Annotated in this window: 26 protein-coding genes and 3 pseudogenes; 9 read left to right on the top strand and 20 right to left on the bottom strand. The window is 71.7% G+C overall.

What is annotated here, in order from left to right; genetic code table 11:
* The first annotated feature begins 102 nt into the window (after positions 1-102).
* Together ACZ7HT_RS33485 and ACZ7HT_RS33480 are read left to right on the top strand one after the other, a co-directional pair.
* Entirely contained in the window at positions 103-1614 is a 1512-nt protein-coding gene (locus ACZ7HT_RS33485) for a helix-turn-helix domain-containing protein (RefSeq protein ID WP_471172945.1), read from the top strand.
* Positions 1614-2216: a hypothetical protein gene (locus tag ACZ7HT_RS33480; protein ID WP_471172943.1), complete on the top strand. Its 603-nt coding sequence runs from the start codon at positions 1614-1616 to the stop codon at positions 2214-2216. Before ACZ7HT_RS33485 ends, ACZ7HT_RS33480 begins: the two co-directional genes overlap by 1 nt.
* Before the next feature lie 650 nt (positions 2217-2866).
* Here ACZ7HT_RS33480 and ACZ7HT_RS33475 read toward each other — a convergent pair.
* On the bottom strand, positions 2867-3508 hold the full coding sequence (locus tag ACZ7HT_RS33475; RefSeq protein ID WP_471172941.1) for a TetR/AcrR family transcriptional regulator: 642 nt from the start codon (positions 3506-3508) through the stop codon (positions 2867-2869).
* A 153-nt stretch (positions 3509-3661) separates the two neighbouring features.
* On the opposite strand from ACZ7HT_RS33475, the gene ACZ7HT_RS33470 reads away from it, so the two are divergent.
* The 5 genes and pseudogenes from ACZ7HT_RS33470 to ACZ7HT_RS33450 all read left to right on the top strand — a co-directional run.
* Entirely contained in the window at positions 3662-4705 is a 1044-nt protein-coding gene (locus ACZ7HT_RS33470; protein WP_471172938.1) for an FAD-dependent oxidoreductase, read from the top strand.
* Positions 4706-4717: 12 nt separating this feature from the next.
* Positions 4718-5128, top strand: a pseudogene (locus tag ACZ7HT_RS33465) (flavin-containing monooxygenase); the annotation flags it as partial.
* Entirely contained in the window at positions 5116-5868 is a 753-nt protein-coding gene (locus ACZ7HT_RS33460) for an MFS transporter (protein WP_471172937.1), read from the top strand. The pseudogene ACZ7HT_RS33465 and the gene ACZ7HT_RS33460, both read left to right, overlap by 13 nt.
* Positions 5865-6569: a TSUP family transporter gene (locus tag ACZ7HT_RS33455; protein ID WP_471172934.1), complete on the top strand. Its 705-nt coding sequence runs from the start codon at positions 5865-5867 to the stop codon at positions 6567-6569. Before ACZ7HT_RS33460 ends, ACZ7HT_RS33455 begins: the two co-directional genes overlap by 4 nt.
* Before the next feature lie 112 nt (positions 6570-6681).
* A pseudogene (locus ACZ7HT_RS33450) lies at positions 6682-7161 on the top strand (transposase); the annotation flags it as partial.
* A gap of 1 nt (position 7162) precedes the next feature.
* On the opposite strand, the gene ACZ7HT_RS33445 reads toward ACZ7HT_RS33450, so the two are convergent.
* The gene (locus tag ACZ7HT_RS33445; protein ID WP_362027255.1) at positions 7163-7540 is read right to left on the bottom strand and encodes a nuclear transport factor 2 family protein; all 378 of its coding nucleotides are present in this window, start codon (positions 7538-7540) and stop codon (positions 7163-7165) included.
* A gap of 91 nt (positions 7541-7631) precedes the next feature.
* Between ACZ7HT_RS33445 and ACZ7HT_RS33440 the strand changes: the two are divergent.
* Positions 7632-7898 (top strand): annotated as a pseudogene (locus ACZ7HT_RS33440) (DUF6193 family natural product biosynthesis protein); the annotation flags it as partial.
* Positions 7899-7988: 90 nt separating this feature from the next.
* Here the strand turns inward: ACZ7HT_RS33440 and ACZ7HT_RS33435 are convergent.
* Positions 7989-8843 carry a patatin-like phospholipase family protein gene (locus ACZ7HT_RS33435; RefSeq protein WP_471172931.1) on the bottom strand — a complete coding sequence of 285 codons (855 nt, stop codon included), beginning with the start codon at positions 8841-8843 and terminating at the stop codon, positions 7989-7991.
* Positions 8844-8924: 81 nt separating this feature from the next.
* Between ACZ7HT_RS33435 and ACZ7HT_RS33430 the strand changes: the two genes are divergently transcribed.
* Positions 8925-9485, top strand: coding sequence for a TetR family transcriptional regulator (locus ACZ7HT_RS33430; RefSeq protein ID WP_471172929.1), 561 nt, complete (start codon positions 8925-8927; stop codon positions 9483-9485).
* Between the two features lie 74 nt (positions 9486-9559).
* Here ACZ7HT_RS33430 and ACZ7HT_RS33425 read toward each other — a convergent pair whose 3' ends face one another.
* The 17 genes from ACZ7HT_RS33425 to ACZ7HT_RS33345 form a co-directional block, all read right to left on the bottom strand.
* Positions 9560-9949: a hypothetical protein gene (locus tag ACZ7HT_RS33425; RefSeq protein WP_471172926.1), complete on the bottom strand. Its 390-nt coding sequence runs from the start codon at positions 9947-9949 to the stop codon at positions 9560-9562.
* A 100-nt stretch (positions 9950-10049) separates the two neighbouring features.
* Positions 10050-10445 carry a hypothetical protein gene (locus ACZ7HT_RS33420; RefSeq protein ID WP_471172924.1) on the bottom strand — a complete coding sequence of 132 codons (396 nt, stop codon included), beginning with the start codon at positions 10443-10445 and terminating at the stop codon, positions 10050-10052.
* A gap of 367 nt (positions 10446-10812) precedes the next feature.
* On the bottom strand, positions 10813-11736 hold the full coding sequence (locus ACZ7HT_RS33415) for a serine hydrolase (protein ID WP_471172921.1): 924 nt from the start codon (positions 11734-11736) through the stop codon (positions 10813-10815).
* Positions 11737-11956: 220 nt separating this feature from the next.
* Positions 11957-13390, bottom strand: a complete 1434-nt coding sequence (locus ACZ7HT_RS33410; RefSeq protein ID WP_471172918.1) for an NADH-quinone oxidoreductase subunit N — start codon at positions 13388-13390, stop codon at positions 11957-11959.
* The gene (locus tag ACZ7HT_RS33405; RefSeq protein WP_471172915.1) at positions 13387-14892 is read right to left on the bottom strand and encodes a complex I subunit 4 family protein; all 1506 of its coding nucleotides are present in this window, start codon (positions 14890-14892) and stop codon (positions 13387-13389) included. Before ACZ7HT_RS33405 ends, ACZ7HT_RS33410 begins: the two co-directional genes overlap by 4 nt.
* 3 nt (positions 14893-14895) lie before the next feature.
* Positions 14896-16815 carry an NADH-quinone oxidoreductase subunit 5 family protein gene (locus tag ACZ7HT_RS33400; protein WP_471172913.1) on the bottom strand — a complete coding sequence of 640 codons (1920 nt, stop codon included), beginning with the start codon at positions 16813-16815 and terminating at the stop codon, positions 14896-14898.
* A complete protein-coding gene (nuoK, locus tag ACZ7HT_RS33395; protein ID WP_471172911.1) occupies positions 16812-17117 on the bottom strand; it encodes an NADH-quinone oxidoreductase subunit NuoK in 306 nt (101 codons plus the stop codon). Before nuoK ends, ACZ7HT_RS33400 begins: the two co-directional genes overlap by 4 nt.
* The gene (locus ACZ7HT_RS33390; RefSeq protein WP_471172908.1) at positions 17114-17674 is read right to left on the bottom strand and encodes an NADH-quinone oxidoreductase subunit J; all 561 of its coding nucleotides are present in this window, start codon (positions 17672-17674) and stop codon (positions 17114-17116) included. Before ACZ7HT_RS33390 ends, nuoK begins: the two co-directional genes overlap by 4 nt.
* Positions 17671-18558, bottom strand: a complete 888-nt coding sequence (locus ACZ7HT_RS33385) for an NADH-quinone oxidoreductase subunit H (protein ID WP_471172906.1) — start codon at positions 18556-18558, stop codon at positions 17671-17673. Before ACZ7HT_RS33385 ends, ACZ7HT_RS33390 begins: the two co-directional genes overlap by 4 nt.
* Positions 18551-19921, bottom strand: coding sequence for a hypothetical protein (locus tag ACZ7HT_RS33380; protein ID WP_471172903.1), 1371 nt, complete (start codon positions 19919-19921; stop codon positions 18551-18553). Before ACZ7HT_RS33380 ends, ACZ7HT_RS33385 begins: the two co-directional genes overlap by 8 nt.
* The gene (locus ACZ7HT_RS33375) at positions 19912-20268 is read right to left on the bottom strand and encodes an NADH-quinone oxidoreductase subunit A (protein ID WP_471172901.1); all 357 of its coding nucleotides are present in this window, start codon (positions 20266-20268) and stop codon (positions 19912-19914) included. Before ACZ7HT_RS33375 ends, ACZ7HT_RS33380 begins: the two co-directional genes overlap by 10 nt.
* A 251-nt stretch (positions 20269-20519) precedes the next feature.
* Positions 20520-21422, bottom strand: a complete 903-nt coding sequence (locus ACZ7HT_RS33370) for a hypothetical protein (RefSeq protein ID WP_471172898.1) — start codon at positions 21420-21422, stop codon at positions 20520-20522.
* A 122-nt stretch (positions 21423-21544) separates the two neighbouring features.
* Complete coding sequence (locus ACZ7HT_RS33365; protein WP_471172896.1) at positions 21545-22018, bottom strand: hypothetical protein; 474 nt, start codon at positions 22016-22018, stop codon at positions 21545-21547.
* Between the two features lie 115 nt (positions 22019-22133).
* Entirely contained in the window at positions 22134-22355 is a 222-nt protein-coding gene (locus tag ACZ7HT_RS33360; protein ID WP_471172895.1) for a hypothetical protein, read from the bottom strand.
* Between the two features lie 126 nt (positions 22356-22481).
* Complete coding sequence (locus ACZ7HT_RS33355) at positions 22482-23741, bottom strand: thymidylate synthase (RefSeq protein ID WP_471172892.1); 1260 nt, start codon at positions 23739-23741, stop codon at positions 22482-22484.
* 91 nt (positions 23742-23832) lie between these two features.
* A complete protein-coding gene (locus tag ACZ7HT_RS33350) occupies positions 23833-24726 on the bottom strand; it encodes a DUF4436 family protein (RefSeq protein ID WP_471172889.1) in 894 nt (297 codons plus the stop codon).
* Positions 24727-24881: 155 nt separating this feature from the next.
* A complete protein-coding gene (locus ACZ7HT_RS33345; RefSeq protein ID WP_471172886.1) occupies positions 24882-25703 on the bottom strand; it encodes an SDR family NAD(P)-dependent oxidoreductase in 822 nt (273 codons plus the stop codon).
* Positions 25704-25753 lie beyond the last annotated feature (50 nt).

Raw genomic sequence — 25753 nt, 5'->3', positions numbered from 1 at the left:
TCTCCGCCCGCCGACGCCAGACGATCGACCGGACACACCCGAACGGGGTCGATTTCACATCAGGTATGCGTCTTACGTATGCAGATTGATAGAGTGGCATGCGTGTTGGGTACGGAAGAGATCCTCAGGCTGACGGTGGCGGCGTTGATGTCGCGGTCGGGGGAGCGGCAGGGCGACCTGGCCGCCGGGCTCGGCCTGTCCCAGGCCCAGGTGTCCCGCAAGCAGTCCGGTGGCGCGCACTGGTCCCTTGAGGACGTCGACCTGCTGGCCGCGCACTACGGTCTGGCCGTCCTCGACCTGCTGGCCGGGCCGACGCACGCGGTCGGTGTCCTGCACGGCGCGGCCCAGAGCCTCCAGCCCGGCGCGCTGACCGTGTCTCCCGTACGCCAGACCTCCCCGACCTCGCCGTCCCCGGTCGAGACCGTGGTGCAGGAGTCGTTGGGGCTGTGCGTACTGTGCGGGCAGCCCGCCCCGCACGAACTCGACGGCTTCCCGCAGCATCTGAGCGCCGAGGAGTGCGCCGCGGCCGTCGCGGCCGCGCTCCCGCCCGCCGAGACCCCCGACGTTCCGGCCGAACCGCCACAGGTTCCGTCCTTCGCGGAACCGCCGACGGCCCCGGCGGCCGCAGCCCCCGCCGCTGCGGGACACAAGACCCCCGCGTACGCCTCCGACACCCTCGTCGAGCAGATCACGGACCGCGTCCACGACGTCCTGGCCGAATGCGAGGGTGAGGTCGACGCCGCGCAGGCGGAGCTGATCAAGAGGGCGATCCCGGATGTGATGGCGCTGCTGAAGGCGGCCCGGGTGGGCGGCCGCTACGAGCACTCGGAGTTCCCGCCGACGCAGGACATCCTGAGGAAGAAGTCGCAGAAGGGCGCGGACGAGATCTGGGAGGGCCGCCCGAAGTGGCGCAACGCGGCCCTCGTGGCGGCGGCGAAGAAGGGCGAGAAGATCGAGGTGACCGCGCTCGACATGAACGCGGCCTACCTGTCCGCGCTCAAGGCGTGGCTGCCGATCGGTCAGCTCCGGGAGGACATCAGCGGCGTCCACGATCCGAAGAAGGCCGGCGTCCACCTGATCACCCCCGCCGACTGGGACCACACGGACCTGCCCAACCCCCTGGGCAACCGCATGGAACCGGGGGAGCTGTGGGTGTCGGAATCCACCCTCCGCCTCCTTCTCGACTGCGCCGACCAGGGCCTCGCGGACTCCCCGGTGATCCACCGCTCCCTCGTCTCCGGAGCCACGGAGGCGCTGCTGGAGAAGATGCGCCGCGCGCTCGCGGAAGTCCGCAAGTCCGCGCTGGCGGAGGGCGACGAGCTCACCGTCGCCTACGTGAAGGCCATGTACTCCAAGTTCGTCTCCACGATCGGGGAGTCGAGCTCCAACCGGGAGATCCGCCGGCCGGACTGGATGCACATCATCCGCTCGAAGGCGTTCGCGAACCTGTGGATGAAGGCCCACAAGGCGCACCGGGCCGGACTGCGGGTCGTGGAGATCTCCGGCACCGACGAACTCCACGTCACCGGCGACTGGCGTGCGGTGTTCCAGGAGGGCCGGAACCTGAACGAGGTCAAGGAGAAGGACACCTACATCCTCGGAGGTAGGCGCTGATGGCCGGCTCGCCGGACCTGTGGTCCCGCTGGGGCCAGTGGCAGAAGACGGACGTGAACGGGATGAAGGGCGGCGAGGCCCTGATCCTGGAACTCAACCGCATCGTCCACACCTCCGGCATCGCCTCACCCGTCACCACCCGCCGCGGCCTGGCGGCCCGCCTGCGCTACCTCGACAGCCCCGCAGGCCGCGCCGAGCTGAAGACCCAGGGCATCTCCGCCCGTACGATCCGCTCGTGGATGAGGTCGAAGGGCCAGGTCTCCCCGACCGGGGCGAGCCGGGAGCGGATCGACGCGGCGTACTGGCACCGCCGCCGCGAGAACCTGATCCGCTCGGGCTGGCTGGTCAAACACCTCGACAACCAGGGCCGCGGCCGCCGGATGGAGATCTACCCCGTCGACCAGACGCGGGTGGAGGCGAAGTACCGGCGCGACCTGACCACCCGTACCGTCACCGTCCGCTACATCTGGTCCGACCTCGTCGACGCCTGGGCCACCCGCGACGCCAACCTCGTCGACGAGATCTGGGACGACGTCATCTCCGACCTCGACTCGGACTACAACGCCTACGCCTACGTCTCCTCCGTCGGCATCAACGCCTGAACCCCGACCTCCTGCGCCGACGCGCACGGCGAGGCCGGATCGTCGGCTCCGGCGACCGGGCCGGTGCGGGGTGCGTCGAGGCGGACGACGAGCAGGTCGGCGAGGGCTCCGGGGGCGAGCCTGCCGAGGTCGTCGCGGCCCAGGGCGCGGGCGCCGTCGAAGTCGCGTACGAACCGGATCGCTTCGGCCAGCCCGGCGTCCCCGCGTTCGGGCCGCCAGTGGAGGGTGCGGGTCCCGTCGGGCGTGACGACGGGGACGCCCGCGCGTTGCTGGGGCCGAGGTACATGCGCAGGCCGAAGCGGGCGGCGCTGTCGGCGACCGCCGCCATGTCGCGTCCAGGTCGACGAAGCCGGGGCCGACGAGCGCGAGCCCGGCGTCGATCACCTCGTCGCAGTCGGCGGGGTCGTATCCGTGGCCGACGTGGACGATCCGGGTGTCCTCGTAGACGACCTGGCCGTCCCGGATCAGACGTGGTCGTCGGCGCGGGAGTCGTAACCGATGACGTGGCTCGCGGTGACGAGGGTGCGCATACGGGGGCTCCCGCGCGCGTGGTGATGTGGTTCCCGGTGGCCGCCGGGATGCGGCGCGGCCTGCGTGCGGTCCGTGCTCGTGTCGCCCGGGTGTTCGTTTGACCGGGGGCGTCCTGTCCGTCAGGGCTCGCGGTCCAGGACCGCGGTGACGACGGCGTGGAGGTGGCGGCGGAAGCGGTCGAGGGTGGGGAGGTCGTGGGGGCCGAGCCGCCGGCCCGCGGCGTCGATGATGCCGGCCTGGCCGAAGGAGTGAGCGGTCCACACGAGGGTGAAGACGAGCAGTTCGATGTCGGCTCCGGCGCCGAGACCGGCGCGGTCGAGGACCGTGCGGACGGCGTCGGCGACCTCGGCGACGAGCGGGCCCGCGAACTCGGTCTCGATCTCGGTGAGTTCGCTGCCCTCCGCGAGCCAGCGCCGCATCCACAGAGCCGGGACCTCGGGGTGGTCGAGGCAGAAGGCCAGATAGGCGTCGACGAAGTCGAGGAGTGCGGCGCGGGTCTCGCGCGGCGAAGGGCCGCAGGCGTCGAGGCGGTGCAGCGCGGCGGTGACGGCTTCCCGCTGGGCCAGGTGGGCGCGGCGCATCACGGCGCGGTACAGCTCGGGCTTGGCGCCGACGTGGTACGCGACCGTGGCGATGTTGAGCCCCACGGCCTCGCCGATCGCGCGGGTACTGGTGGCGTCGTAACCGCGCTCGGCGAACAGCCGGGTGGCGGCCGCCAGGATGCGTTCGCGACTGTGTCCGTCGTCGGGCCGGCTGCTCATGCGCCCGAGACTACCGGACGCGTCCGCTCGCATTCAATCAGCTGTTGGAGAAGAAAGACGCAGGTCAGAGACGATTGCGCAGCTCTCCATCATTCGATTGAATGAGCGCCCTCGCACACAGCGGCGAACGTAGGGGCGAAGGGAGAACCGGGTATGGGCGCGACGAGGGTGGCGGTGATCGGCGCCGGGGCGGCCGGACTGGCCGCGGCCAAGGCACTGCTCGACGAGGGGCTGGACGTCACCGTCCTGGAGCGGGGCACGCGCCCCGGCGGCCTGTGGGCGGGGGACGACGGCGGCGGCGACTCTCCGGCGTACGACAGCCTGCACCTCAACACCAGCAGGAAGCGCACCGAGTTCGCCGACTTCCCCATGCCCGAGGCGTGGCCGGACTTCCCGTCGGCGGCGCTGGTCGCGGGCTACCTCGCCGAGTACGCCGATGCCTTCGGGATCACCGGACGCATCCGCTTCAGCAGCGAGGTCACCTCGGTGCGGCGCGTGGGCCCGGCATGGGAGCTCACGGTCGCCGGGGTTGTACGGGACGAGGCCACGGTCGGGGAGGTCACGCGGGACGAGGTCGCGGTCGGCGGGGTCGCGCGGGGCGAGGTCGCGCGGGGCGAGGTCGCGGTCGGCGGGGTCGCGCGGGGCGAGGTCGCGGTCGGCGGGGTCGCGCGGGGCGAGGTCGCGGTCGGCGGGGTCGCGCGGGGCGAGGCCACGGTCGGCGGGGTCGCGCGGGGCGAGGCCACGGTCGGTGGTGTCACTGAGGGCGAGTCCCCGGTCGACGCCGTCACACACGAGTACGACGCCGTGGTCGTCGCCAACGGCCACAACCGGTACCCGAAGTGGCCCAGCCCCGCCTACCCCGGCACCTTCGACGGCACGCAGATGCACGCCCACGACTACCGGAGCCCGGACGTCTTCGCCGGGCGGCGGGTGCTCGTCGTCGGGATGGGCAACTCGGCCATGGACCTCGCGGTCGACGCCTCGTACGTCTCCCGGGGCCCGGTGCTGCTGTCGGCCCGGCACGGCACGCACATCGTCCCCAAGTACCTCTTCGGCCGCCCCGCCGACGCGACCGGCGGAGCCCTCGCCGTGCTGCCGTGGCGCATCCGGCAGACGGTCGCGCAGACCGTGCTGCGGCTCGCGGTGGGCACGCCGCAGGGGTACGGACTGCCGCGCCCGGCCGGGGGTCTGTTCTAGAACCATCCGACGATCAGCGACACGATCCTGCACCGGCTCACCCACGGCGAGGTCGTCGCCCGGCCCGGCGTCGAACGGCTCGACGGCGGCCGGGTGGTCTTCACCGACGGCACCGCCGAGGACGTCGACGTGATCGTGTGGGCGACCGGCTACCGGGTCACCCTGCCCTTCCTCGACCGCGAGTGGCTGGGCGACGACCCCGAGGCGATGCCGCTGTACCAGCGGGTCTTCCACCTCGCCGACCCGACGCTCGCCTTCGTAGGCCTGATGCAGTCCACCGGCGCGGCGCTGCCGGTCGTCGAGGCGCAGGCCAAGCTGGCCGCGGCCTGCCTCGGAGGCCGGTACGCCCTGCCGCCGCAGGAGGCCCAGCGGGCCGCGGTCGAGCGCGCACGGGCCGCCGCCGTGCGCAGGTGGGGGGACAAGAGGCCGATGATGCGCATCGACTTCGACCGGTACGTCGCCGATCTGCCGCGCGAGATCAGGGCGGGCGTCCGCCGGGCGACCCGCGCGGCCACTGCCGCCAGGGCGACCACCGCCCCCACCACCAACCCCACCGCGACCGCCGCCCCCGTCGGCCCGCGCACCTGTTCCTGGCCGCGCTGCCGTACGTCACCGCGTACCTCTTCGACGAGCCGCGGCTCACCGCGCTGTTCATGGGCCTGTTCCTCGCACCGGCGCTGTTCGCGGGCCCGGTCTGGACGGCCTGGTCGCGGCGGTGGGGGAAACAGCGCGGACTGCTCCTGGCGCAGGTCGTGTTCGCCGTGGGCTCGCTGGCGCTGCTGCCGGGGGCCTCGTTCGACGGGGCGCGCGGGGTCGCGGTCACGGCCGGTGTGGTGATGGTGATGGGCGTGGCCTTCGCGGGGCTCCAGTTGTTCGCGTTCTCGATGGTGCCGGACGCCGTCGCGGCGGTGGGTTCGTCGAAAGCGGGGGCGTACACGGGGATATGGACCGCGACGGAGGCGACGGGGACGGCGACCGGCCCCTACCTGTACTCGGCGGTCCTGGCCCTGGGCGGGTTCGTCTCCAGCACCGCCGCAGAGCCCGTGGCCCAGCCCGGTACGGCGCTGGGCGCGCTGCTGGTCGGCTTCACCGTCGTCCCGGCGGCGCTGATGGCGGTGGCCCTGTGGTTCCAGCGGCGCTACACGCTGGACGGTGCCGCGTGAACGGTCTCTACGCGCTGGCGCTGGCGGCGGTCGCCGTGGGCGCGTTCGCGCAGGCGGCGACCGGGATGGGCTTCTCCCTGGTGGCGGCCCCGGCTCTGGTCGCGGTGCTCGGTCCGCACCGGGGCGTCCCGACGGTGCTGCTGCTCGCCGTACTGGCGTCGGTGCTGCCGCTGTCCCGAGGCTGGCGGCACGCCCGCCCCCGCGACGCCGGACGGCTGCTGGTACCGGCCCTGGTCGGGATGCCGGTGGTGGCCTGGCTGCTGCGGGGTCTTGACACCCGGGTGCTGTCGGTCGCCACCGGGTGCGGGGTGCTGGCGGGGGTGGCGCTCCTGGCCCGGGGCGTACGCTCACCCTTCCTGCAACAGCCGGCCGGCGCCTGGCTCACGGGGATGGCCAGCGCGGCACTGAACGTCATCGGCGGAGTGGGCGGACCGCCGATCGGCCTGTACGCGGCCAACGCGGGCTGGCCGGGCCGCGAGACCCGCGCCACGATGCACGTCTTCTTCCTGGCGCAGAACGTGGCAACCGCCGTCCTCCTGGGCTTCGTCCTCCCACCCTGGCCCACCGTGGCCGCACTCGCGGCGGGCGCGGCGACCGGCATGACCGTGTCCTCCCGCCTGACCCCCACCACGGCCCGCACCGCAGTCCTGGCGGTGTCGTCCGCCGGGGCACTGGCCCTGATCGGCACCGCCGTCGCCTAGTGCTCTGACCGGGAAGGTTCGCCGGGTCGGTGGTCGCGACGGCTGGATGTGCGGTGACGTCCGATCCGATCGCTGGAGGCGCGGTGGCTGAGCCTGTCCGTGTACGCAGACTCAGGGCAAGCCCAACCGGCAGCCGGCGACCTACCGCCGCACCCACGGCGTCACCTACTTCCACGGCTGCTACTCCGTGGGCGACGACCGCTTGTGGGGCGTCAACCGCCACCGCAAGGGCACCGCCGACACCCTGGCCGCGCTCAAGCCGATCCGCGCCGCCCGACCCGACGGCGCCCCCGTCTACATCATCCTGGACAACCTCTCCGCCCACACCGGCGCGGACATCCGCCGCTGGGCGAAGAAGAACAAGGTCGAGCTGTGCTTCACCCCGACCTACGCTTCCTGGGCCAACCCGATCGAGGCCCACGTCGGCCCGCTGCGGCAGTTCACCCTGGCCGACTCCCACCACCGCAGCCACCCCGCGCAAACCCAGGCACTGCACCGCTACCTGCGCCGGCGCAACACCAACGCCCGCCACCCCGACGTACTCGCCGCCCAACGCAAGGAACGCGCGAGAAGGACAGCGACAGAAGGATGACTCAGGAGGCGGACGGCTCGATCTCCCCCGCGAAGACGATGACCTGGTCGATGAGGCTCCGTCGCAGATGGACGACGTCCGTTCCCGCCAGGCGGGGGCCTCCATCAGGCGTGGTGAAGACCCACTGGTACCGGGCCCATTCGTGAGGCATGTCCACCGCAGAGCAGCGCACCATCGTGCCGGTCCCCGCCGGGTGGCGTCGGATGTCCAGCACGAACCGCTCGACCGCCGCGATGCCTTCGCTGCGGCCCAACGGTCCCCAGAAGACCACGTCTGAGGTCAGGGCCTGGGAGAGCAGGGCAGTCACATAGCTGTCGTCCGAGGCGTTGAACGCGGAGATGAACGTGTCGATCGCGGAGCGTGCGGTCTCTTCCTGCATGCCCCAGTAATACCAGCCGTTTCGCGTACGCTCGTCCCACGAGCCGCCTTCCGATCACGGTGAACCTTCCCGGCCAGAAGGCTCACCGCTCCTGAAGCCGTTCGCCGAGCTGGTACGCGTAGCACATGCCGAACCGGTGCTCCGTCGGCTCTTCCCCTGGACCGGTATGTGGGAGCTGCACTTCAGCAGGTGCACGGAGATGAAGTACACCTGGGACATCCCGTACATCTGCACGCTGAGGGACGGCCGCTACTACGTCGAAGGACCAAGCCGAAGCAGCCCGCGGATCGCCGAGACGGACAGCGCGCAGGCCGCGGTGGCGATGGTCGTCGATCGCCTGCCGTCAGGCTGCGGTCCGGCCTTCCTCGGCAACGCGGGGGAACTGGCTGCTTACGAGAAGGCTGGAGACGCAGGAGGGAGGGCGCCTTGGGCCGAGGCCGGGCGGCGCTCAGTCCCTCTTGGGTCCGGTCTCCCACGCGAGGCGGAGCTGTTCTGCGGCATCGGTGGCTTGGCGAAGGCCCGCCTGGTAGGCCGGTTCCCAGGCCCGGCGGTCGCCCAGGTCCGGGCCGAATGCGCGTATCGAGGCCGGATCGGGCTCGATGGTGACCACCGTGCGCGCCCCGGCGACCGCCAGCTCCTGCTGGAGCAACTCGCGGGGAAACAGGTGCGCTTGCGGGTCGATCACGACGAGCGTGCGGGCTCCGGCCGCGAGTCCGGCGTTGGTCGCCGACCGCAGGGAGCCGTCCATGTATCGGCGGCCGTTGACGGTGATCGGTGGGTAGATGCCCGGGAAGGCCGTGCTTGCCGCCACGGCGGAGGGCAGCGATGCGCCACTGGCACGGTCGAAGACCTCCTGTTCGCCGGTCTCGGCGTCCAGCACGGTAATGAGCAGCTTCCGGTCCGGCCACTGGTCCGCGCCGGTCAAGGCGCGCATCCGGACGATATGCGCCTGCTCGGGGCCGGTCTCGGCGGCGAGCGCGATCTGGCCCACTCGGCGCCGCGCTTCGGCCGGGTTCGAGGCGGCATTGCCCAGCACGGCGAACGCCTCGGCCAGTCGGCGCCCGTCCACCCGGGGCGGGGTGCCGTCGGAGCCGGCGGGGCGCACAGGGGAGGCGAGCCGGCCAGGGTCCTGACCGGTGGCCAGCACTGCGCCGATGATCGCGCCGGTCGAGGTGCCGACGATCAGATCGGCCTCGCCGAGATCCACCCCGTCGCGGCGCAGCCCGCAGGCCAGTCCGGCCATCCAGGCCGCACCGACGGGGCCTCCGGCACCCAGTGCGAGTGCCCGGTCGAGTGTGTGCACGGCTGTCTCCTCCCGTTATTGAAACAGTCGTACCATATACAGACGTCCGCTCAGATCCGCAGTACCGAGAGGTGATTCACCGTGGGGCGACCCGCAGATCCCGCCCGCCGGGAGGCCACGCTGGCGCGGGCGACCGATTACGTACTGGCACACGGCCTGGCCGGGTTGAGCCTGCGGCCGCTGGCCGCAGCTCTCGACACCAGCCCGCGGATGCTGCTCTACGACTTCGGCAGCAAACAGGAGCTGGTATCCGCCATCCTTGCCGAGGCCCGCCGCCGCGGAAGGACACGGCTGGCCGAGAACCTCCCGGCGCGGACAGCCTCTCCTGAGGAACACCTGCGCGGCATCTGGGCCTGGATCAGCGCACCTGAACGCGCCCCGTACGTCCGGCTGATCTTCGAGGTGCACGCCGACGGTCTCGCTCACCCCGAGAACCACCCCGGCCAGGCGGAGGCGATCACGGACTGGTTCGACACCCTCGGCGCCACGTTCCGCGACATCGCCACCGGCCCCGACGACACCGTTACTCCCACGCTGGTCATGGCCGTCATCCGGGGTCTCCTGTTCGATCTCACGACCACCGGAGACCGTCGCCGCACCGACCACGCCCTGGACCGCTTCTGCGAACTCCTCCGGCATTGAACGAAGACGAACGATGACGCGGCGACCGCAGGCCTCGCCGACGAACACGCCCGCGGCGTGGCAGCGTGGGGTGCCTACGGGCGATCCAGTCGGGTGAAGCCTGCCTGGAGGGCGTGGAAGGTGAGGGAGGCGCCGCCGAGGTACTCGGCCTTCCGGCGGAGGTGGTCGACGACCGCTGAACTCGGCTGCCCGTACACGTCCATGGAGAGCATACGGATCAGCGCGCCGAACGCGCGGAACTTCGGATCGCCGAGCTCCAGGTGCCGCTCCATGGACGCCGAGTCGGGATGCACGGCGACGACGCTCATCATGGACGCCGCCTCGTCGAGGTAGAAGTGGTACGCGATGAGCTGGGGCTCGCGCTCCGCCACGAACGCGGCCAGGTCACGCATGCTGGCCCTGGCCTCCTCCACCCTGCCTTCCAGGATCTCGGAGCGGTCGACGTAGAAAAGGGGTTCCGCCATGGCCCGAAGTTAGCGTCCGGCTCCCGCCCGGCGCGCGACGCACGCCGGGCCTGTACGTGCGGATCGCCCGACCCGCGCATCACGCCGAGCGGATGAGGCCTCAGCCGGAGCGTCGGTTCGTGGAGAGCAGCCAAGTCCAGCGCCGGCGCTCGGTGACGACGGTGGCGGCGGCCAGCGCGGTCGCAGGGACGGCGGCCCAGACGGGCCAGGCCAGCCACGAGGAGACCACGGCAGCGGCCAGCTGGAGCAGCACCAGCAGGATCGTGACCCAGCCCGGCACCGCGACGATCACATGGGCCTTGTCCCCGGGGGTGGAGAAGAGGGTCGGAAGGCCGATCAGGACCACCACGGACAGGGCGGCGAGCAGCCATGAATGGCCGGCCAGGGCCCAGGGAGTGGCCACCCAGGCGATGAGTTCCGTGGCGAACCGCAGCGCGGACGCGGTGCGGTCGTCGGGGCGTCCTGAGTCCGCGCCTTCATGAGCTATGTCGGTCACGAGCGGACGATGTCATGGCGAGCGGCCGGATGAAAAGGGTATGAGCGGAGCACGCGGCCAGGGCGTGTGTCGAAGAGGGTCAGCGCCACCTGTAGGTCTCGTCCGCCATCGGTGGCAGTTGGACGGTCCACCGTCTCCGGGGGAGGGAGAGCGGGTGGCCGGCCCTTCGGGCTCCTGTGAGGCGTAGGGCTGCCGGCGGGGCGGTCGCCGGCAGCCGTTGCCCGACTCGCGGAACCGCCGGGTGATGCTCCACCTTCTGCCCGAAGATCAACCAGCCCACTGGCTGAGCCGACGCCAGGTCTTCCGGGCGGCGGGGATGTGGCAGGAGGTGGTGGACGACGCTGCGGAGAGTCCGGCCGTGGGTGCGTCAGCCCTGGGGCACCGCGACGTACGCCTCGCTGGGCGTGGTGGTCGGTGTGTAGCGGGTCGCGGTGGTCGCGGTCGGGATCAGATCCCGGTGGATCACCTTGGCCACGGCCTGGATCGTGTTCACGCCGTAGCTCATCGTGCTGTTGCCGTCGGTGAGTACGGAGATGGTGTAGTCGTGGCCACCGCCCTGGAACGTGCCGACGCTGTGCACGCGCCAGCCGCGCGTGGCGCGCTGCAGCCAGCCGTTCTTGACGTGCACGGACACGGAGGAGGGCGCGCCCGCCGGGGTTCCCCACCTCTGCGAGGTGATGACCTGCCCCATGAGCTTGCTGATGTAGGCGCGGGAGTTGTCACTCAGGACGGTGTTCCTGGCGGTGATCAGCGAGAGCAGCCGCTGCTCGTCGGTGACGTTGATCTGGGTGAGCCCCCAGTAGCCGCCGGACCCCGGCACCGTCCGCGTCATGCCGGCCGCCGCGAGGAAGCCCTTCACCTTGGTGACGCCGAGCTGGTTCCACAGGGAGGTGGTGGCCGCGTTGTCGGACTTGGTGATCATGGCGGTGGCGAGGGTGGACTCGCGGGACGTCAGGTACCGGTTGGTCTTCTTGGCGTCCCAGAGGAGCGTGGCGAGGACGGTCACCTTCACGACGCTGGCCGAGTCGTACGAGGTGGTGGCGCGCAGGGTGCAGGTGGTGTTCGTGGTGCGGTCGCGCAGGCCGACGGCGACCGTGCCACTGCGCGTGGCGAGGGCGGCAGCGATGTCCTTCTGCAGCTTGGCGGCGAGCCCGGCCTTGCCGGACGTGCAGCTGACCTGCGGCGCGGTGGCGGCGGAGGCGGGTGCCGCGCCCGCGACGACGGATACGAGCATCCCGGCGGCGGCCACGGCCGGAAGCACGCGGGCACGCAGGGATATGTGGTGAGTCATGTGGGTTCCCCCTGGAAACGAAACGGACGCGCCTGCGGCGCATTCGCCTTACATGACTCTTGAGCGTGCGGATGGTTGTACGAATCCAGTGGAATCGTTGAATCGGGCGCCCCGTGGGGATGATGCCGCCGCGAAAGGACACGGCCTCTGGTCCTGGGAACAGCTGCCAGGTCACTCCAGGACCCCTGAACGGCCCGCTTCGGCGCCCTCGCCGCAGCCCTCACATGCTGAGGGAGCCGCTCAGCAGCGGAAGCACCGGTCCCGCCGCCACCCCCAGGCCCACCGAGACGGCGGCGGCGGTGTAGGCGACGCCCCGGGCCGGGCGGTCGCCGTCGGTGGGAGTGGCGTCGGTGAGAGCGTCGCCGGGCCGTCCTGATACCGCGGGCAGGATCAAACGCAGGTAGTAGAAGAGCGAGGTCACGGTGTTCACGGCGGCCAGGACCGCGAGCCAGGCGTAGCCGCCGTCGAAGGCGGCGCTGAAGGCCTCCAGCTTGCCGACGAAGACCGCCGTGGGCGGGGTGCCGACGAGGCCGAGCAGGCAGATCACCAGGCTGGCGGTGAGCAGCGGACGCCGCCGGGCCAGGCCCCGGTAGTCGTCGATCCGGGTGGCGCGGGGGAGGGCGCAGACCACGGCGAAGGCGCCCAGGTTCGTGACGGCGTAGGCGGCCAGGTAGTAGAGGAGGGCCGGTTGGGCCAGATCGGAGCGGCCGGCCACGGCGACGGGCAGGAGCAGGTACCCGACCTGGCTGATGGTCGAGTACGCGAGGAGCCGCTTCACGTCCGTCTGGAAGAAGGCGGCGAGATTGCCCAGGGTCATGGAGGCGGCGGCGATGACGGAGACGAGCGCCGCCCACGGCATGCCGCTGTCGGCGAGGGCGGCCTCGCCGAGGCGCAGCAGAGCGGCGAGGGCGCCGATCTTCGGGACGGTGGTCAGGAAGGCGGCGACCGGCGCGGTGCTGCCCTGGATCGCGTCCGGCACCCAGAAGTGGGCGGGGACGGCCCCCGCCTTGAACAGCACGCCGGCGAGCAGGCCCACGGTCCCGGCGGCGACCAGTGCCGTGGGTGCCTGGGGCAGGGCGGGTCCCAGCAGCGGGTATCCCGTGGCCCGCCCGGCCGCGTACAGCACCGTGACACCGGCCAGCATGACGACGCCGAGCAGAGCGCCGATCACGTAGTACTTGAGCGCCGCCTCCGTGCCCGGGCCGTCCTTGCGGAAGCCGGCGAGGGTGTACGCGGGGACGCTCGCGAGCAGGTAGCCGGCGGCGAGCAGCAGCAGGTCCTGGGCGTCGGCCATGACGAGGGCGCCGAGGGCGGAGAGCTGGAGCAGGACGTAGAGCTCGCTCTCGCGGCGGTGAGCGTGGAACGGCCGGACGCACAGGGCGAGGACGAGGAGGACGGCTCCGAGCACGACGACGCGGGAGGCGCTCGTGACCGGGTCGACGGCGAACGCCTCGCCGAAGGCGGTGAGATCCGGTCCCGCCGCGGCGACGGCCGCCGCCGCGATGCCCGCGAGCGCCGCACCGCAGGCGAGGGCCCCCACCAGCCACTGCCGGCGGCGCGGCGACCACGCCCCGAGCAGCAGGCCGAGGACGGCCGAGGCGGCGAGGAGCAGCTCGGGGAGGATGTCGAGCGGGTTCTCGTTCATGTCGGTCATCGGGCGAGGAGCTCCAGGACCGTGCGGGAGGCCGGCTCGATGACGTCGAGAAGGAAGCGCGGGGCGACGCCCAGGACGACGGCGAGCGCGAGGAGCGGGACGACGGCGGCGCTCTCGTGGGTTCGCAGGTCGGCGAACGCACGAGGGGTGCCGGGTGCGTCGGGGAGGCGCAGCGGGCCCATGAGGAGCCGCCTCAGGGCGCGCAGGAACAGACCGGCCGTGAGGAGGATGCCCAGCACGGACAGGGCGGTGGCCAGCGGCCTCGGCCCGAGGGCACCGGTGAGGATCTGGAACTCCGCGATGAACCCGGAGAAGCCGGGGAGGCCGAGGGAGGCGAAGGCGGCCACACCCGTCAGCGCCGCGAACACGGGCGCGGGCGCCGCAAGGCCGCCGTACGCGCCCATGTCGTAGCTGCGCGCGCGGTCGTGGAGAACACCGGAGAGGAGGAACAGCGCGCCGGTGATGAGGCCGTGGCTGACCATCTGGGTGACCGAGCCGGTGAGGGCGAGCGAGCGCGCCTGCGCCGAGGTGCCGGTGGTCGCGGCGGCGGCGCCGACGGCCAGGACGATGTAGCCCATGTGGTTGACCGAGGTGTACGCGACCATCCGTTTGAAGTCCGTCTGGGCGAGCGCCACGAGGGCGCCGTGGAGGACGGAGACGACACCGATCACGACGAGGACGAGGGCGTAGCGACGCCAGGCGTCCGGCAGCAGGGGCATGGCGATGCGCAGGAACCCGTACGTCCCCATCTTCAGGAGCACGCCGGCGAGGATGGCCGACCCGGCCGCCGGGGCCTCGGTGTGGGCCGGGGGCAGCCAGGTGTGGAAGGGGACGGTGGGCGTCTTGACGGCGAGTCCGACGCCGATCGCGAGCAGGACGAGACCGGCGTACGTACCCCGGCCGGCCAGGGGGTTCTGCCGGGACAGGTCCACGATGTCGAAGGTGTGCGGGGCGGCGGCCAGGTACAGGCCGATGAAGCCGAGCAGCAGCGCGAGCGAGCCGATGAAGGTGTAGAGGAAGAACTTCAGCGCGGCCCGCTTGGCGTCACCGTGTCCCCAGCCCGCGATGACGAAGTACATCGCCACGATCGACAGGTCGAAGAAGACGAAGAACAGGATCAGGTCGAGGGAGACGAAAAGGCCCAGGCAGGTCGTCTGGAGGAAGAGGAAGAGCGCGGCGAACTCACGGAACCGGTGCCGGTCACGCAGCGCGTACACGGAGCAGGCGAGGAACAGGACGCAGGTGAGGGCGAGCAGCGGCAGGGACAGGCCGTCCACCCCGACGTGGTAGCCGACCCCCGCGTTGGGGATCCAGCGGGCCCGCACCTCGTACTGGATGCCGCCGCCCGTCTCGTACCCGGCCCACACGGCCACGACGAGCCCGAGCTCGGCGGCCGCCGTGGCGACCCAGAGCGCGCGCATGGCCTGGACCGGGGTACGGCCGGGCAGGGCCAGGAGCAGGAGGGCGACCGCGGTCGGGACGAAGACGAGGGCGGTGAGCAACGGTTACCTCACGAGGACGAGCACGACGGCGATGACGGAGAAGGCGGCGACGGCCTGGGCGAGGTACTGGTGCAGCTGCCCGGTCTGCGGTCGGCGGGCCCACCGGCCCAGGCGCCGCGTCGCCGTGGCGAGACCGTCGACCGCTCCGTCGACCGCCCCTTCGACGAACCGGTTCGTCCACCGGGCCAGCACCAGGGCGCCGGCGCCCGACGCGTTCACGGCGCGGTCCAGGACCCGGTCGTCGAATGCCGCGGCGGCGCGGGCCAGAGCGAGGGTGGGGGAGACCAGGAGGACGTGGGCGGCCCGTTCCAGTCGCAGCCACTCACGGAACAGTCGCCGCGTCCAAGGCGGCGTGAGAGTCCGTACGCCCCAGTGCCAGGACCAGGCCAGGCCGGCGGCGATGAGCGCGACCACGCCCGAGACGGCGAACTCCCAGGCGTGAGGCTCGGGTTGTGCTCCTCGGCCGAGATAGTCGGAGAGCGCGTCCCGCACCGGCGGAAACGCCAGAGGCGTGAGCGCGGCGCAGGCGAGGGCGAGCAGCGCGAGCGGCGGAACCGCGCCGGCGGGGATCGGGCGCCGCTGTTCCACGGCCGCCGCGGGCATCGAGGGCGGCTGTTGCGCCGCCGACGCGGCGATCCGGCGTCGCCGTTCCACTCCCGACGCGGGCATCGGGCGCCACACGTACCAGAGGATCTTGACGCTGTAGACGGCCGACAGAACGGCCGCGCCGAGTCCCACCGCGTACAGCCCACCGCCGTCCTCCCACGCTCCGGCGAGGAGGACGTCCTTCGCCGCCCACAGGGAGAGCGGCGGAAGCCCGGCCAGCGACAGGGTGCCCACCGTGCAGATCACGCCGACCGACCGCCGGGAGCGAGCCACCCCGCGCAGCTCGGTCAGCCGTTGCGTCCCCCAGGACGTCAGCCACGCACCCGCGACCATGAACAGCAGGCTCTTCGCGGCGGCGTGGGCCATCAGCTGCAGTGCCCCGCCGGTGCTCGCGCCCACACCGGCGGCGAGGACCATGAAGCCGATCTGGGCGCAGGTCGACGCGGCGAGCAGTTGCTTGAGGTCGGTCTGTGTCACGGCGACGAGCCCGAGGGCGACCGCGGTCACCGCTCCCACCCACGCGGCCGTGTCCGCGCCCCAGCGCGAGGCGTCGAGCAGCGGGCCGGTACGGAGCAGAAGGTACGCGCCGGCGACGACCATGGCCGCCGAGTGCAGCAGCGCGGACACCGGGCTCGGACCCTGCATCGCCCGCGACAGCCAGAAGCTGAAGGGGAGTTGCGCGGACTTGCCGCACGCCGCCACGAGAATCCCCGCCGTGACGAACGACAGCCACGGTTCGGCCGCGTCATCGAGCGTGTCGAGGGACAGGGGGCCGGGCGCGGCGGCGAGAGCGGCGCCGGCGGCGAGGTAGAGGCCGAGGTCAGCGGTACGGGTGACGAGGAAGGCGGTCCCGGCCGCGGCCGTACGAGCCGGCTCGCGCCACCAGTAGCCGATCAGGGCCCACGAGGTGGCGCCCATGACCTCCCAGCCCATGAGGAGGGTGGGCAGGGTCGTCGCCGTCACGGTGACGAGCATGCTGCCGGCGAACAGCAGCATCAGCCCGAAGAACCGGGCCCGCGCCTCGTCGGCGGCGAGATCCGCCGTGCTGAACACCAGGACGGCGAGCGTGACGGCCGTGACGGTCACGACGAGCACTCCCGAGAGACCGTCCACCCCGAGCCGGACGGGAAGCCCGTCGAGGAACGGCGCTTCGGCGGCGGGGTGCCGCAGGGCGGCCGTGACGGCGAGGCCGAGAGACACGACCGCCACCGTCACGGCCGTCACGGGCGCCCACCGGTCCAGCGTTCGCCCGGCCGTGAGCAGCAGTGACCCGCACGTCATGGGGAGGGCGACCAGCGCCCACAGCACCGGGCTCATTCCCTCAGCTCCGCCGCCATGTCGGTCATGTCGACCTCGCGGGACCGGAACAACGCGGTGACCACGGCGAATCCGATCGCCATCTCCACCGCCATGGCCGTGATGGCGACGACGATCAGGACCTGACCGTCGGCCGTCGCGGGGGCGATGTAGTGCCAGGCCGCGCCGGCGGCGAGGATCACCCCGCCCAGCATCAGCTCCAGGCCCATCATCAGCATCACGATCGACTGCTGCGTCAGCGCGCCGAACAGACCGACGCAGAACAGGGCGGCGGCGACGATCAGGAACGCCTCCAGGTTCACCGGCCCACCCCGCCCCGCACCGGGTCGTCGGGCCGGGCGGCCCGAAGGCCGTCGCCGTAGCGCTCGTACCGGCCGCGGCGGGTCGCGAGGACGACGGTCGCGACGATCGTCGCGAACAGGGCCATGCCCAGAGTCATCATGGTGAGCATCTGCCGCCCCATCAGGGCCGTCCCGAGATCCATGGTCGGATCCGCCGGAGCCCGGCCACGACGTCGAGGCCACGGCGCCAGCAGAACGCCGGTGACGAGGAGGGCGAACGCCGTGACGCAGATGGCGGCGGCGCCACGCTTGTTGTGCACCATCGTCATGGGCATCAGACCGGCCGGGTTCTTCATGAACATGATCATGAAGACCGCCATGATGGCCATCTCGATCGTCATCATGAGGACCGTCACGATCCCCAGGTACTCCAGGCCCAGCACGACCAGTTCCCCGCCCACACACAGCAGCGCCGTGAGCAGCGAGAACGTCGCCCGCGCCATGGAGTCGAAGCGGAACACCATCACGCCGCCCGCCACCGCCGGCACGGCCAGGATCCAGAATGCCGCGGTCGTCATCGCCCCAGCACCACCACGGCCACCACCAGGGCCTGCGCCACCGCCAACGGCGTCAGCACCACCCATGCCAGCTCCACGTAACGCTCCATCCGCACGGTCGGAACCCTCCGCCGGGACCACACGAGGAGTCCCAGCACCGCGGCGGTCTTGAGCACGGTCCACGCCCAGGCCGGAAGGAAGGGCCCCTGTCCGCCGCCGAGAAACAGGGGTACGGAGAAGGCGGCGGCCACGACGAGCAGCAGCCATCGCCCGCCGAGGAACAGCAACCGGTCCACACCGGCCAGCTCGCTCGCCGCCCCGCCGGCCACGTCGGTCCCGACGGGCTGGTCGAACGGCCCCCAGAAAGCCATGGCCAGCGCACTCAGGAGATAGATCCCGAAGGCGACCGGCATCCAGACCGCGAACCACAGCCCCGCCTGCGCGTCGACGACCGCGCCCACGCGCAGCGACTCCGCGCCGAGCGCCGCCGTGGTGATGGCCAGCATGTGCGGCAGCTCGTACGCGAGCCCCTGGGCGAGGAAGCGGTAGCCGCCGATCAGCGACAGCGTGGAGTTCGGCCCCCAGCCGGTCAGCCACGCCGCCGCCCAGGCCAGGGCCTCCATGGCGTTGAACCAGACGATCCCGTCGGGAAGATCGGACACGGAGCGGAAGCCGAGGGGAAGGACGACCGCGGCGAGTACGGCCGCGACCGGAAGGAGCGTCGTCCCCACCCGTACGAGCAGGACATCGGCCGCCCGCGTCACCCGGGGCTGCTGCACCAGCAGCCGCAGCACCCCGCGGCCCAGGCCGGCGGACCGGACATCGACGCTCGCCACCGCCCACGCCACGAGGACCAGGGCGACGGGCAGCACGGCCACCGTCCAGAGCGGCGCCGCCTCAGCCATGCCCGTGCCCGCCGTGCCCGTGCCCGCCGTCCCCGCGATGCCCGTCCCCGCCGTGCCCGTGCCCGCCGAGCGCGTCCCGCGGTGCCAGCTCGTCTAGATCGGGGTCCAAGCTGGCCACGACGAGCCGCGCGCAGGCGAATTCGGTGCCTTCCAGGAGTTCGGGCAGCACGTCGACGAGCGCCCGCGATGCCGGAGACGCCTCCGTGGCGATGAGCCCGCGGGGGCCGTTCAGTGACGCGTGGGCGTCGAGCGGGGAGCGGTCGTCGCAGGCGTCGACCGCGCGGTCGATCTCCTCCAGCCAGACGACGAGCCGGCGGTACGCGTCACCGTCGGCGAGCAGCGCGGGCCCGGTGACCCCGTACCGGCGCGCCTGCTCGGAGGACAGCGTGCCCACCCCCGAGGTGAGCCAGCGCAGCGTCCACGACGTGCGCACCCGGCGCGTCAACGGGCGCAGGCGGGGACGGAGATCGGCGACGGAGGCACCGTCGAGCACCTGGTCACGTGCCCGGCGGGCCGCGGTCGCCGGATCGCGCCAGCCCGCCACGGCGAGGAACCTGCCGACGCTGTCCAGGTGGGCCGCGCACCGACGTCGGGCGGCTTCGCCGACCGTCACCGGTTCGCCGGCCGCCGCCCTGAGCCACGGCTCGCTCCAGAAAGCCGGCCGAGACGGGCTCGGAGGGAGCAGCGGTTCGACGGAGGCGCGCTGCACGACATCCCCCTGGAGCTCGGCGTGCACGACGAGCGCGGCGGGCCAGTCCGGCAACGCGGGACCCAAGGGGACGTGCAGCCGGTCGAGCCGCAACCCGTCCCGGTCGTCCGCCCGTTCGGCCATCGGAAGCCCGAGGACCACGCCGCCCATGTGGTGGCCGTGATGATCGTGACCCGTGGCGGCGGGGGAGCCGTCATGGCCCTGGTGTGCGTCGTGACCGTGGCTGTCGTGCCCGCTGGGCCCGGAGGTGGTGTGACCGTCGTGGTGGGGAGGGTCCTCGCCGTGGGAGTCGTGCCGCTCGTGCCCCGCAGGCTCGGGCCGCTCCCGGCCCTGCGCACCGGCCCCGTCGAGGAGCGCCAGGCGTCCGCGCTCCAGGGCATGTGCCGCATCTTCGGGATCCGTCACCCTGACACGCGCTTTCGGAGCTGGTACGCCGTTCCACACGCGCTCCGCCCAGTCGTCGTCCCCGGCCGGGGCGGGAGCACCCGCGAAGGCGACCAGATCGGCCGCAGCCGGGCCGGATGCCCGCGGCCAACGCCGGCGCGCGAGTTCGGCCTCGACGGCGAGGCGCTCGCGCGTCGCACCGGCAGCGGTGACGAGCAGAACGGCCGGGCGATCCAGGGCCGCTCTGCCGAGGCGACTCCTCAGGTCCACCGGAACGCTCCCTCGCGCCAGGCGTAACCGACGGCGGCGAGCAGGATTCCGAGGAAGAGGAACATCTCGACGACGGCCGAGGTGCCGACCTCAGGGACCACCTTCGTCCACGGGTACATGAAGAGCATCTCCATGTCGAAGGCAAGGAAGATCATCGTCACGGGATACCAGCGCACGTGGAAGCGCGAGACCGGATGCTCCCGGGGCTCGAACCCTCCGCTGAAGGGCCCGGTGGCCAGCGGCTCACGGACGGCGCGTACGGCGGCTCCGACGCCATGGAGCAGAAGGACTGCGGCGACGACGACCGCGAGCAGCACGGCGACCGGTTCCCAGGCGGTGGATCGCACGCGGCCCCTTCCCGGCGCCCAGCCCGTCGCAGGCCGCCCTCGCCAGGCAGCATGTCAGCGGAGAAGTCGGGACAGAAGGAGCAACGCGGGGAGTGTCGCGTCGCGCTGTCCTCAGAGGCCCGGAGGGCAGGCCACAAGGAGGGGAGGGGCATGACGCTCCTTCCGGGATGACGGGTCGGGACGGGGCGAGTGCGCCGCGGCCAGGGCGGGCGCTCGGTTCCGTCCACGCGGTCATACGGGGTCACGCGCGGTCAGTGGTGCGCGTGGTGCCCGTGGTGCCCGTGGTGGTCCGCGTGCTCGGGTGCGGTCGGGGACGGCGCGTGCGGGCGGGGAGCGGCCGCGGTGGTCCGCACCGTGAACTCGGCCGTCCGGACGACGCCGTCGTGCTGGAAGTCCAGGTAGAGGCGGTAGGTGCCGGCCGAAGGAGCGACCGCCATGAAGGAGATCTCGGGCCCGGGCGCGGTGATGCCGTCGCCGGGGTGGCCCTCCGGGTGGACGTGGAGGTAGCCCAGGTCGCCGACGCGCAGCGCCACGAGGTGTCCGTACGCGGCCAGGTAGGGCTGCAGGTCGGTGACGGGGTGGTCGTTCCGGCTGACGGTGAGGGTCAGTTCGCTCGCTTCGCCGGGCACGAGTTCGCCGTCGAGCGTGACGGCGTAGTCGCCGATCCCTGCGACGCGGGTGGCCTCGGGGAGCGGACGCGGGTCGTACGGTCCGGCGACCGCGACGTCGATCCCGAGCGTCATGGTCCCGTCGTGGCCGGCCGGGTGGATGTCGGTGAAGAACCTCCAGTCCCCGGGCTCCAGGGCCAGTTCGGTGCTCCAGGTGCCCTTCTCGTCCCTCACCGGGTGCACGTGCTGGAACCCGGAGGTGTCCCGCCGGACGGCGATGAAGTGCAGTTCCTTCTCGTGCTCGGGGACGAACTCGGTCACCGGCTGCCCGTCGGGACCGGTCACCTTGAAGCTGACCCGCTGGAGGCCCGCGGCGAGGATCGTCGAGTCGAGTTCGAGGGTGTACCCGTTCGCCGAGACCGCCAGCCCACCGGCCTGGGCCCCGCCGTGGCCGGCGTGCCCTCCGTGGCCGCCATGCCCGGAGTGGTCGCCGTGGCCGCCGTGGCCGGGGTGGTTGGCGTGGTCGTGGCCGGCGTGGTTCTGCATGACATCTCCCCTGGTGCGATGCGACTTCGGGCGTTGTCCCCTTCAGGACGACGATCATAACCACATACCCCCTGGGGGTATTCCGGGAGCCTCGAAGTGGACATCTGCGCAGGCAGGCCGGCTCAGGGCGGCCGTGCCGGAACCGGGCGGGGTGAACGGGCCGACGACCGTCGACGGGACATGGAGCCGGGTCGGCCGAGTTCACCCGCTCCTAGCCGTCCTGATGACGGCCGTAGCGTGCTCTGCTCCATGCCGGGGACGTCCTCCAGGCGCACGCCGCGGTTCGCCAGCAGCCGCTGCAGTCTGTCGAAGCGGAGGTGACGGTCGAAGCGACCGTAGCGCTCGCGAATCGACGTGTTGACGAGGCGGCTTCCCCAGTACGAAAGCCGATGCACCTGCAGGGTGAAGTGATGCCCCTCCCACGGGTGGTCGGGCGATTCCCGGACCCAGAAGAACTCGACCAATCCGTAGTCGCGCCACATGCTGTAGTCGTCGAGGGAGTTCTCGACGAAGTCGGAACCCAAGATCGCGCTGACCTGGTCAGGGCTGTCCGTCGGCTTGGCGCCGAGCACCGTTCCCGACATGACCACGTCCACGTAGAACGCGAGGGAATGGGGAGCCAGCTGCTCTCTCCTTGCTGGGGCGAGGTGGCCGGGAGCGGCCGCCCCGACATAGGTGATACGGGCGCCGCGAAGCCCCGACGGTCAGGCCCTACGCCTTGTTGCGTGGATGGTTACGCGCCGTACGTTCATTGCCGTGCTTGTAGGCACCGGTCCAGCGGGCCATCACCAGCTGGGCATCCCCCGACTCGACCTCCGCAAGGAACTTCTGAGCACGCCCACCACGCAACGTGCCTGCCGGACGGCTCTGGTGGGTGATCGTCACGGTGCCGTCAGGGCGCTGGGCATAGGTGAATCCGAAGGGTCTTGGCATGGCCGGGATGGTAGGCACCCGAGCCGGCGATCCGCATCCGCATTTCGGTCAGCGCATACCGGCGAGGAGGCGGTATGGGTTGGCCTGGCTCGTCGGACGGGGCGGGGTGCGGGTCGGAGGTGGTTCTCAGAGCACGCCCACCAGCACGATGACCAGGGCGGGCAACGCGATGAAGACGGCGCCGAGATAGACGGCGAGGACCCACCGGTGCTCGGAGGCGATGCGGGCGAGGTTCTCGGCGCAGTACAGCGGCACGGGGCGCATGAGCGGGATCACGTAGATCACGATGATCGCGAAGAGGTTGTAGATCAGATGCACGAGCGCTGCCTGCAGGCCGATCTTCGCGTCCTGTCCGACGCCTGCGAACGCCGCGAAGACCACCGTGAACGTGGTGCCCAGATTGGAGCCGACGACGACGGGATACACCTGCGCCGGTGTCAGGATGCCCGCTCCGGCGAAGGGGACCAGCACGGACGTGGTGATGGTGGAGGACTGGGTGACGACGGTGACTCCCATTCCCGACGCCATGGCGAGGTAGGCGTTGCGGCCGACGGCCTTGATCAGAATGTCACGGGCCCTGCCGACCATGAGCAGTTTGAGCAGCTTCCCCAGATAGCGGACGGCGACCAGGATCCGCACGGCGCCGATGACGATGGTGAACAGCGGTCCAAGCGTGCTGCTGACGTGCGAGGTCGCGTGGATCACTCCGTGTTCCACCGGCCGGGTGGCCGCCCGGATGAAGTTGAAGTGGGCCGGGTTCGGCAGCCAGTCCGTGCCGTACAGCGCAGTGGTCAGCGTCCCGCTGAGGTGTTCCAGCGGATGCCAGATCAGCTCGATCGGGAAGAAGATCAGCAGCGCGAGCCAGTTGTAGAAGTCATGGACGGTCGAGGCGCCCAGCGCCCTGCGGAACTCTGTGCGGTTGCCGATGAAGGTCAGCGCGACCAGGCTCGTCGTCACGGTGGTGCCGACGTTCGCGCCCAGAATGATGGGGATCGCGCCCTGGATGGGCAGTGCGCCCGACCCTACGGCGGTGACGGCGATGGCCGTCGTCGTGGTCGACGACTGGATCAGGACCGTACCGAGGATGCCGACGCTCAGCCCGACCCACGGGTGCGCGGCGAAGGCGAACATGGTGTGCGCCGCGTCGCTGCCCAGTCCCGCGAAGCCGCGGCTGATGATGCTCACGGCGCAGATCAGCAGGTAGATCAGTCCAGCGACACCGAGCCAGCCGAGTGCCTTGGTCCAAGGGGGGGGGAGCCGGCCGGCTTCGTCGCTGCTCTCGGCCGCGGGGGCCGTGAGTGCCGAGCCGCCGGAAGGGGTACGCCCGGAGGCGTCACCCCTTCTGTGGCTGTTGTCCGGCCCGCTGTCGGACGTGGCTTCCGCCATGAACCAAGGCTACGAGCTCCTGACGAGGGGCGCGCGTGGCTGAGCTCCGTACGTGTGCAACGAGACGGCTGTGGACTGCCACGGACGATACCTAGGGGCGTGGGGCGCCCTCAGAGCGGATGGCGTCGCGCACGCCGGTGGTGACCACGGTGATCAGGCACAGGGCGATGACGGTCTCGGCCCAGAAGAAGGCGAACCAGTCCATCACGCAGCCGATCGGCGGTGCGCCGGGAGCGGTGGTGCGGAACGCCGAGAGAGCGAACAGCGTGGCGGCCATCCAGGCGAGGGCGGGCCAGACCACACCCTCGCCATGGGTCGTCAGATACCAGGCCCCGAGGAGTACGGACGACGCCAGCGCCCACATCACGACCATCATGAAGACCGCGAAGACGAGCAGGCTGGTCGATCGGGACAGCCGCAGCGCGACGACGGCGTCCTGCCCGGAGGCCGGGGGCGTCGTGGAGGCGGAGAAGCGCGTGTCGTTGTTGGAGAAGAGCATCCTGACCGGCACGTCCTTGCCACCCATCACTGCCCAGAACTCGATGTCGGTCTCGTAGGTGTCGAAGGGGTAGTCGCCGATCGATCCACCCGCGATCGCGACCTGCACGTCCTTGGGGGTGAGCCGCTCGTGTGCCTTGAACTCCAGGTCGCTGAGGGTCGCCACGGAGGTCTGGAGGCTGAGATCGGCCACCGGGGCGGTCTCCTCCTCCTCGCCGAGAGCCCCACGGGGGGTGACCCTGACCCGCAGGACGAGTTCTCTGCCCGAGGCGTCGACGCTCTGGACGATGGCCTCCACCTCCACCCGGTCGGCGGCCCGGGATCCGACGGCGCGGACCGTGTCGTTCGCCTGCCGCTCGGAGAACTGCAGCCGGGACCCCACGGACACCGCCACCACGATCAGAACCGCAAGGGGAATCAGGACCGGCAGGAGCGACACCCCGGAGTGGCGCGTGCTGGGTGAGGGTGAGCGTGAGGGTGAGGCCATGGCGACTCCGACGAGGTGAGAAGGGCACGTGGAGTCACCCTTCGATCGCAGATGGCCACTGTAGGTGTTCAGCGGCCTGCCGCCGTGGAAGCGGAGGCCCAGGAGCCGCCATGGTCCGGCTACACGTGGCCGGTGACCTCGGTCGTGGCTGTCGGTCAGGCCCGCGGGGCGGCGCGTGGTTCCAGCCGGAACTCGAAGCCGAGGGTGCCCGGGTCGAGTGCGGTCGCGCCGCCGTCGACGGTGAGCACCGCACCGTTCACGAACGAGGCGGCGGGCGACAGCAGCCAGGCGATGGCCTCCGCGACCTCGTGCGGCTCACCGGGCCGCCCGGCGGGCAGCACCCGGGTCACCTCCTCGTACGCCGCTTCCAGGCCGTTCCCCTCCAGGCCCGCCTCTTCGGCGAACCGGTTCATCCGGCGGTCCGCCATGTCGGTGCGCACCCAGCTCGGGCACACGGTGTTGGCGCGCAGCCCCGCGCCCCCGTAGTCGACCGCGAGCGAGCGGCACAGCTGGAGCAGCGCCGCCTTGGAGGTGGCGTAGGCGGCGTTCCCGACGCCGTTGCGCAGGGCGGACACCGAGGCCACCGCGACCACCGCGCCGCGGGCGTCGAGGAGGTGCGGGAGCGCGGCGCGCAGCAGAAGGAACGGACCGGTGAGGTTGGTCCGCATGACCTCGTCCCAGTGCTCCAGGGTCACCTCGCCCACCCCGCCGCCCCGCCCGATGCCGGCGTTGAGCACCAGACCGTCGAGCCGCCCGTACGTGCCGACCACCGTCTCGACGAGTGAGGCCACGGCGGCGGGGTCCCCGATGTCCGACGGTACGGGCAGGGCGCCGGTCTCCTCGGCGACCAGCCGCAGCGGCTCGGGGCGGCGCCCGGACACCGCCACCTTGTGTCCCGCCCGGGCCAATGACTGCGCGGTCGCGGCCCCGATCCCCGTTCCGCCCCCGGTCACCAGATACACGCGCTCGTCCGCCATGTCCGCCGCCCCTCCCGTGTCACGTCCGCCGTCCCCGTCCCGGTGATCTT

The organism is Streptomyces sp. NPDC037410 (genome assembly GCF_055602235.1).
The sequence above is the reverse complement of the archived record's forward strand: the minus strand, read 5'-3'. Positions and strand labels throughout refer to the sequence as shown.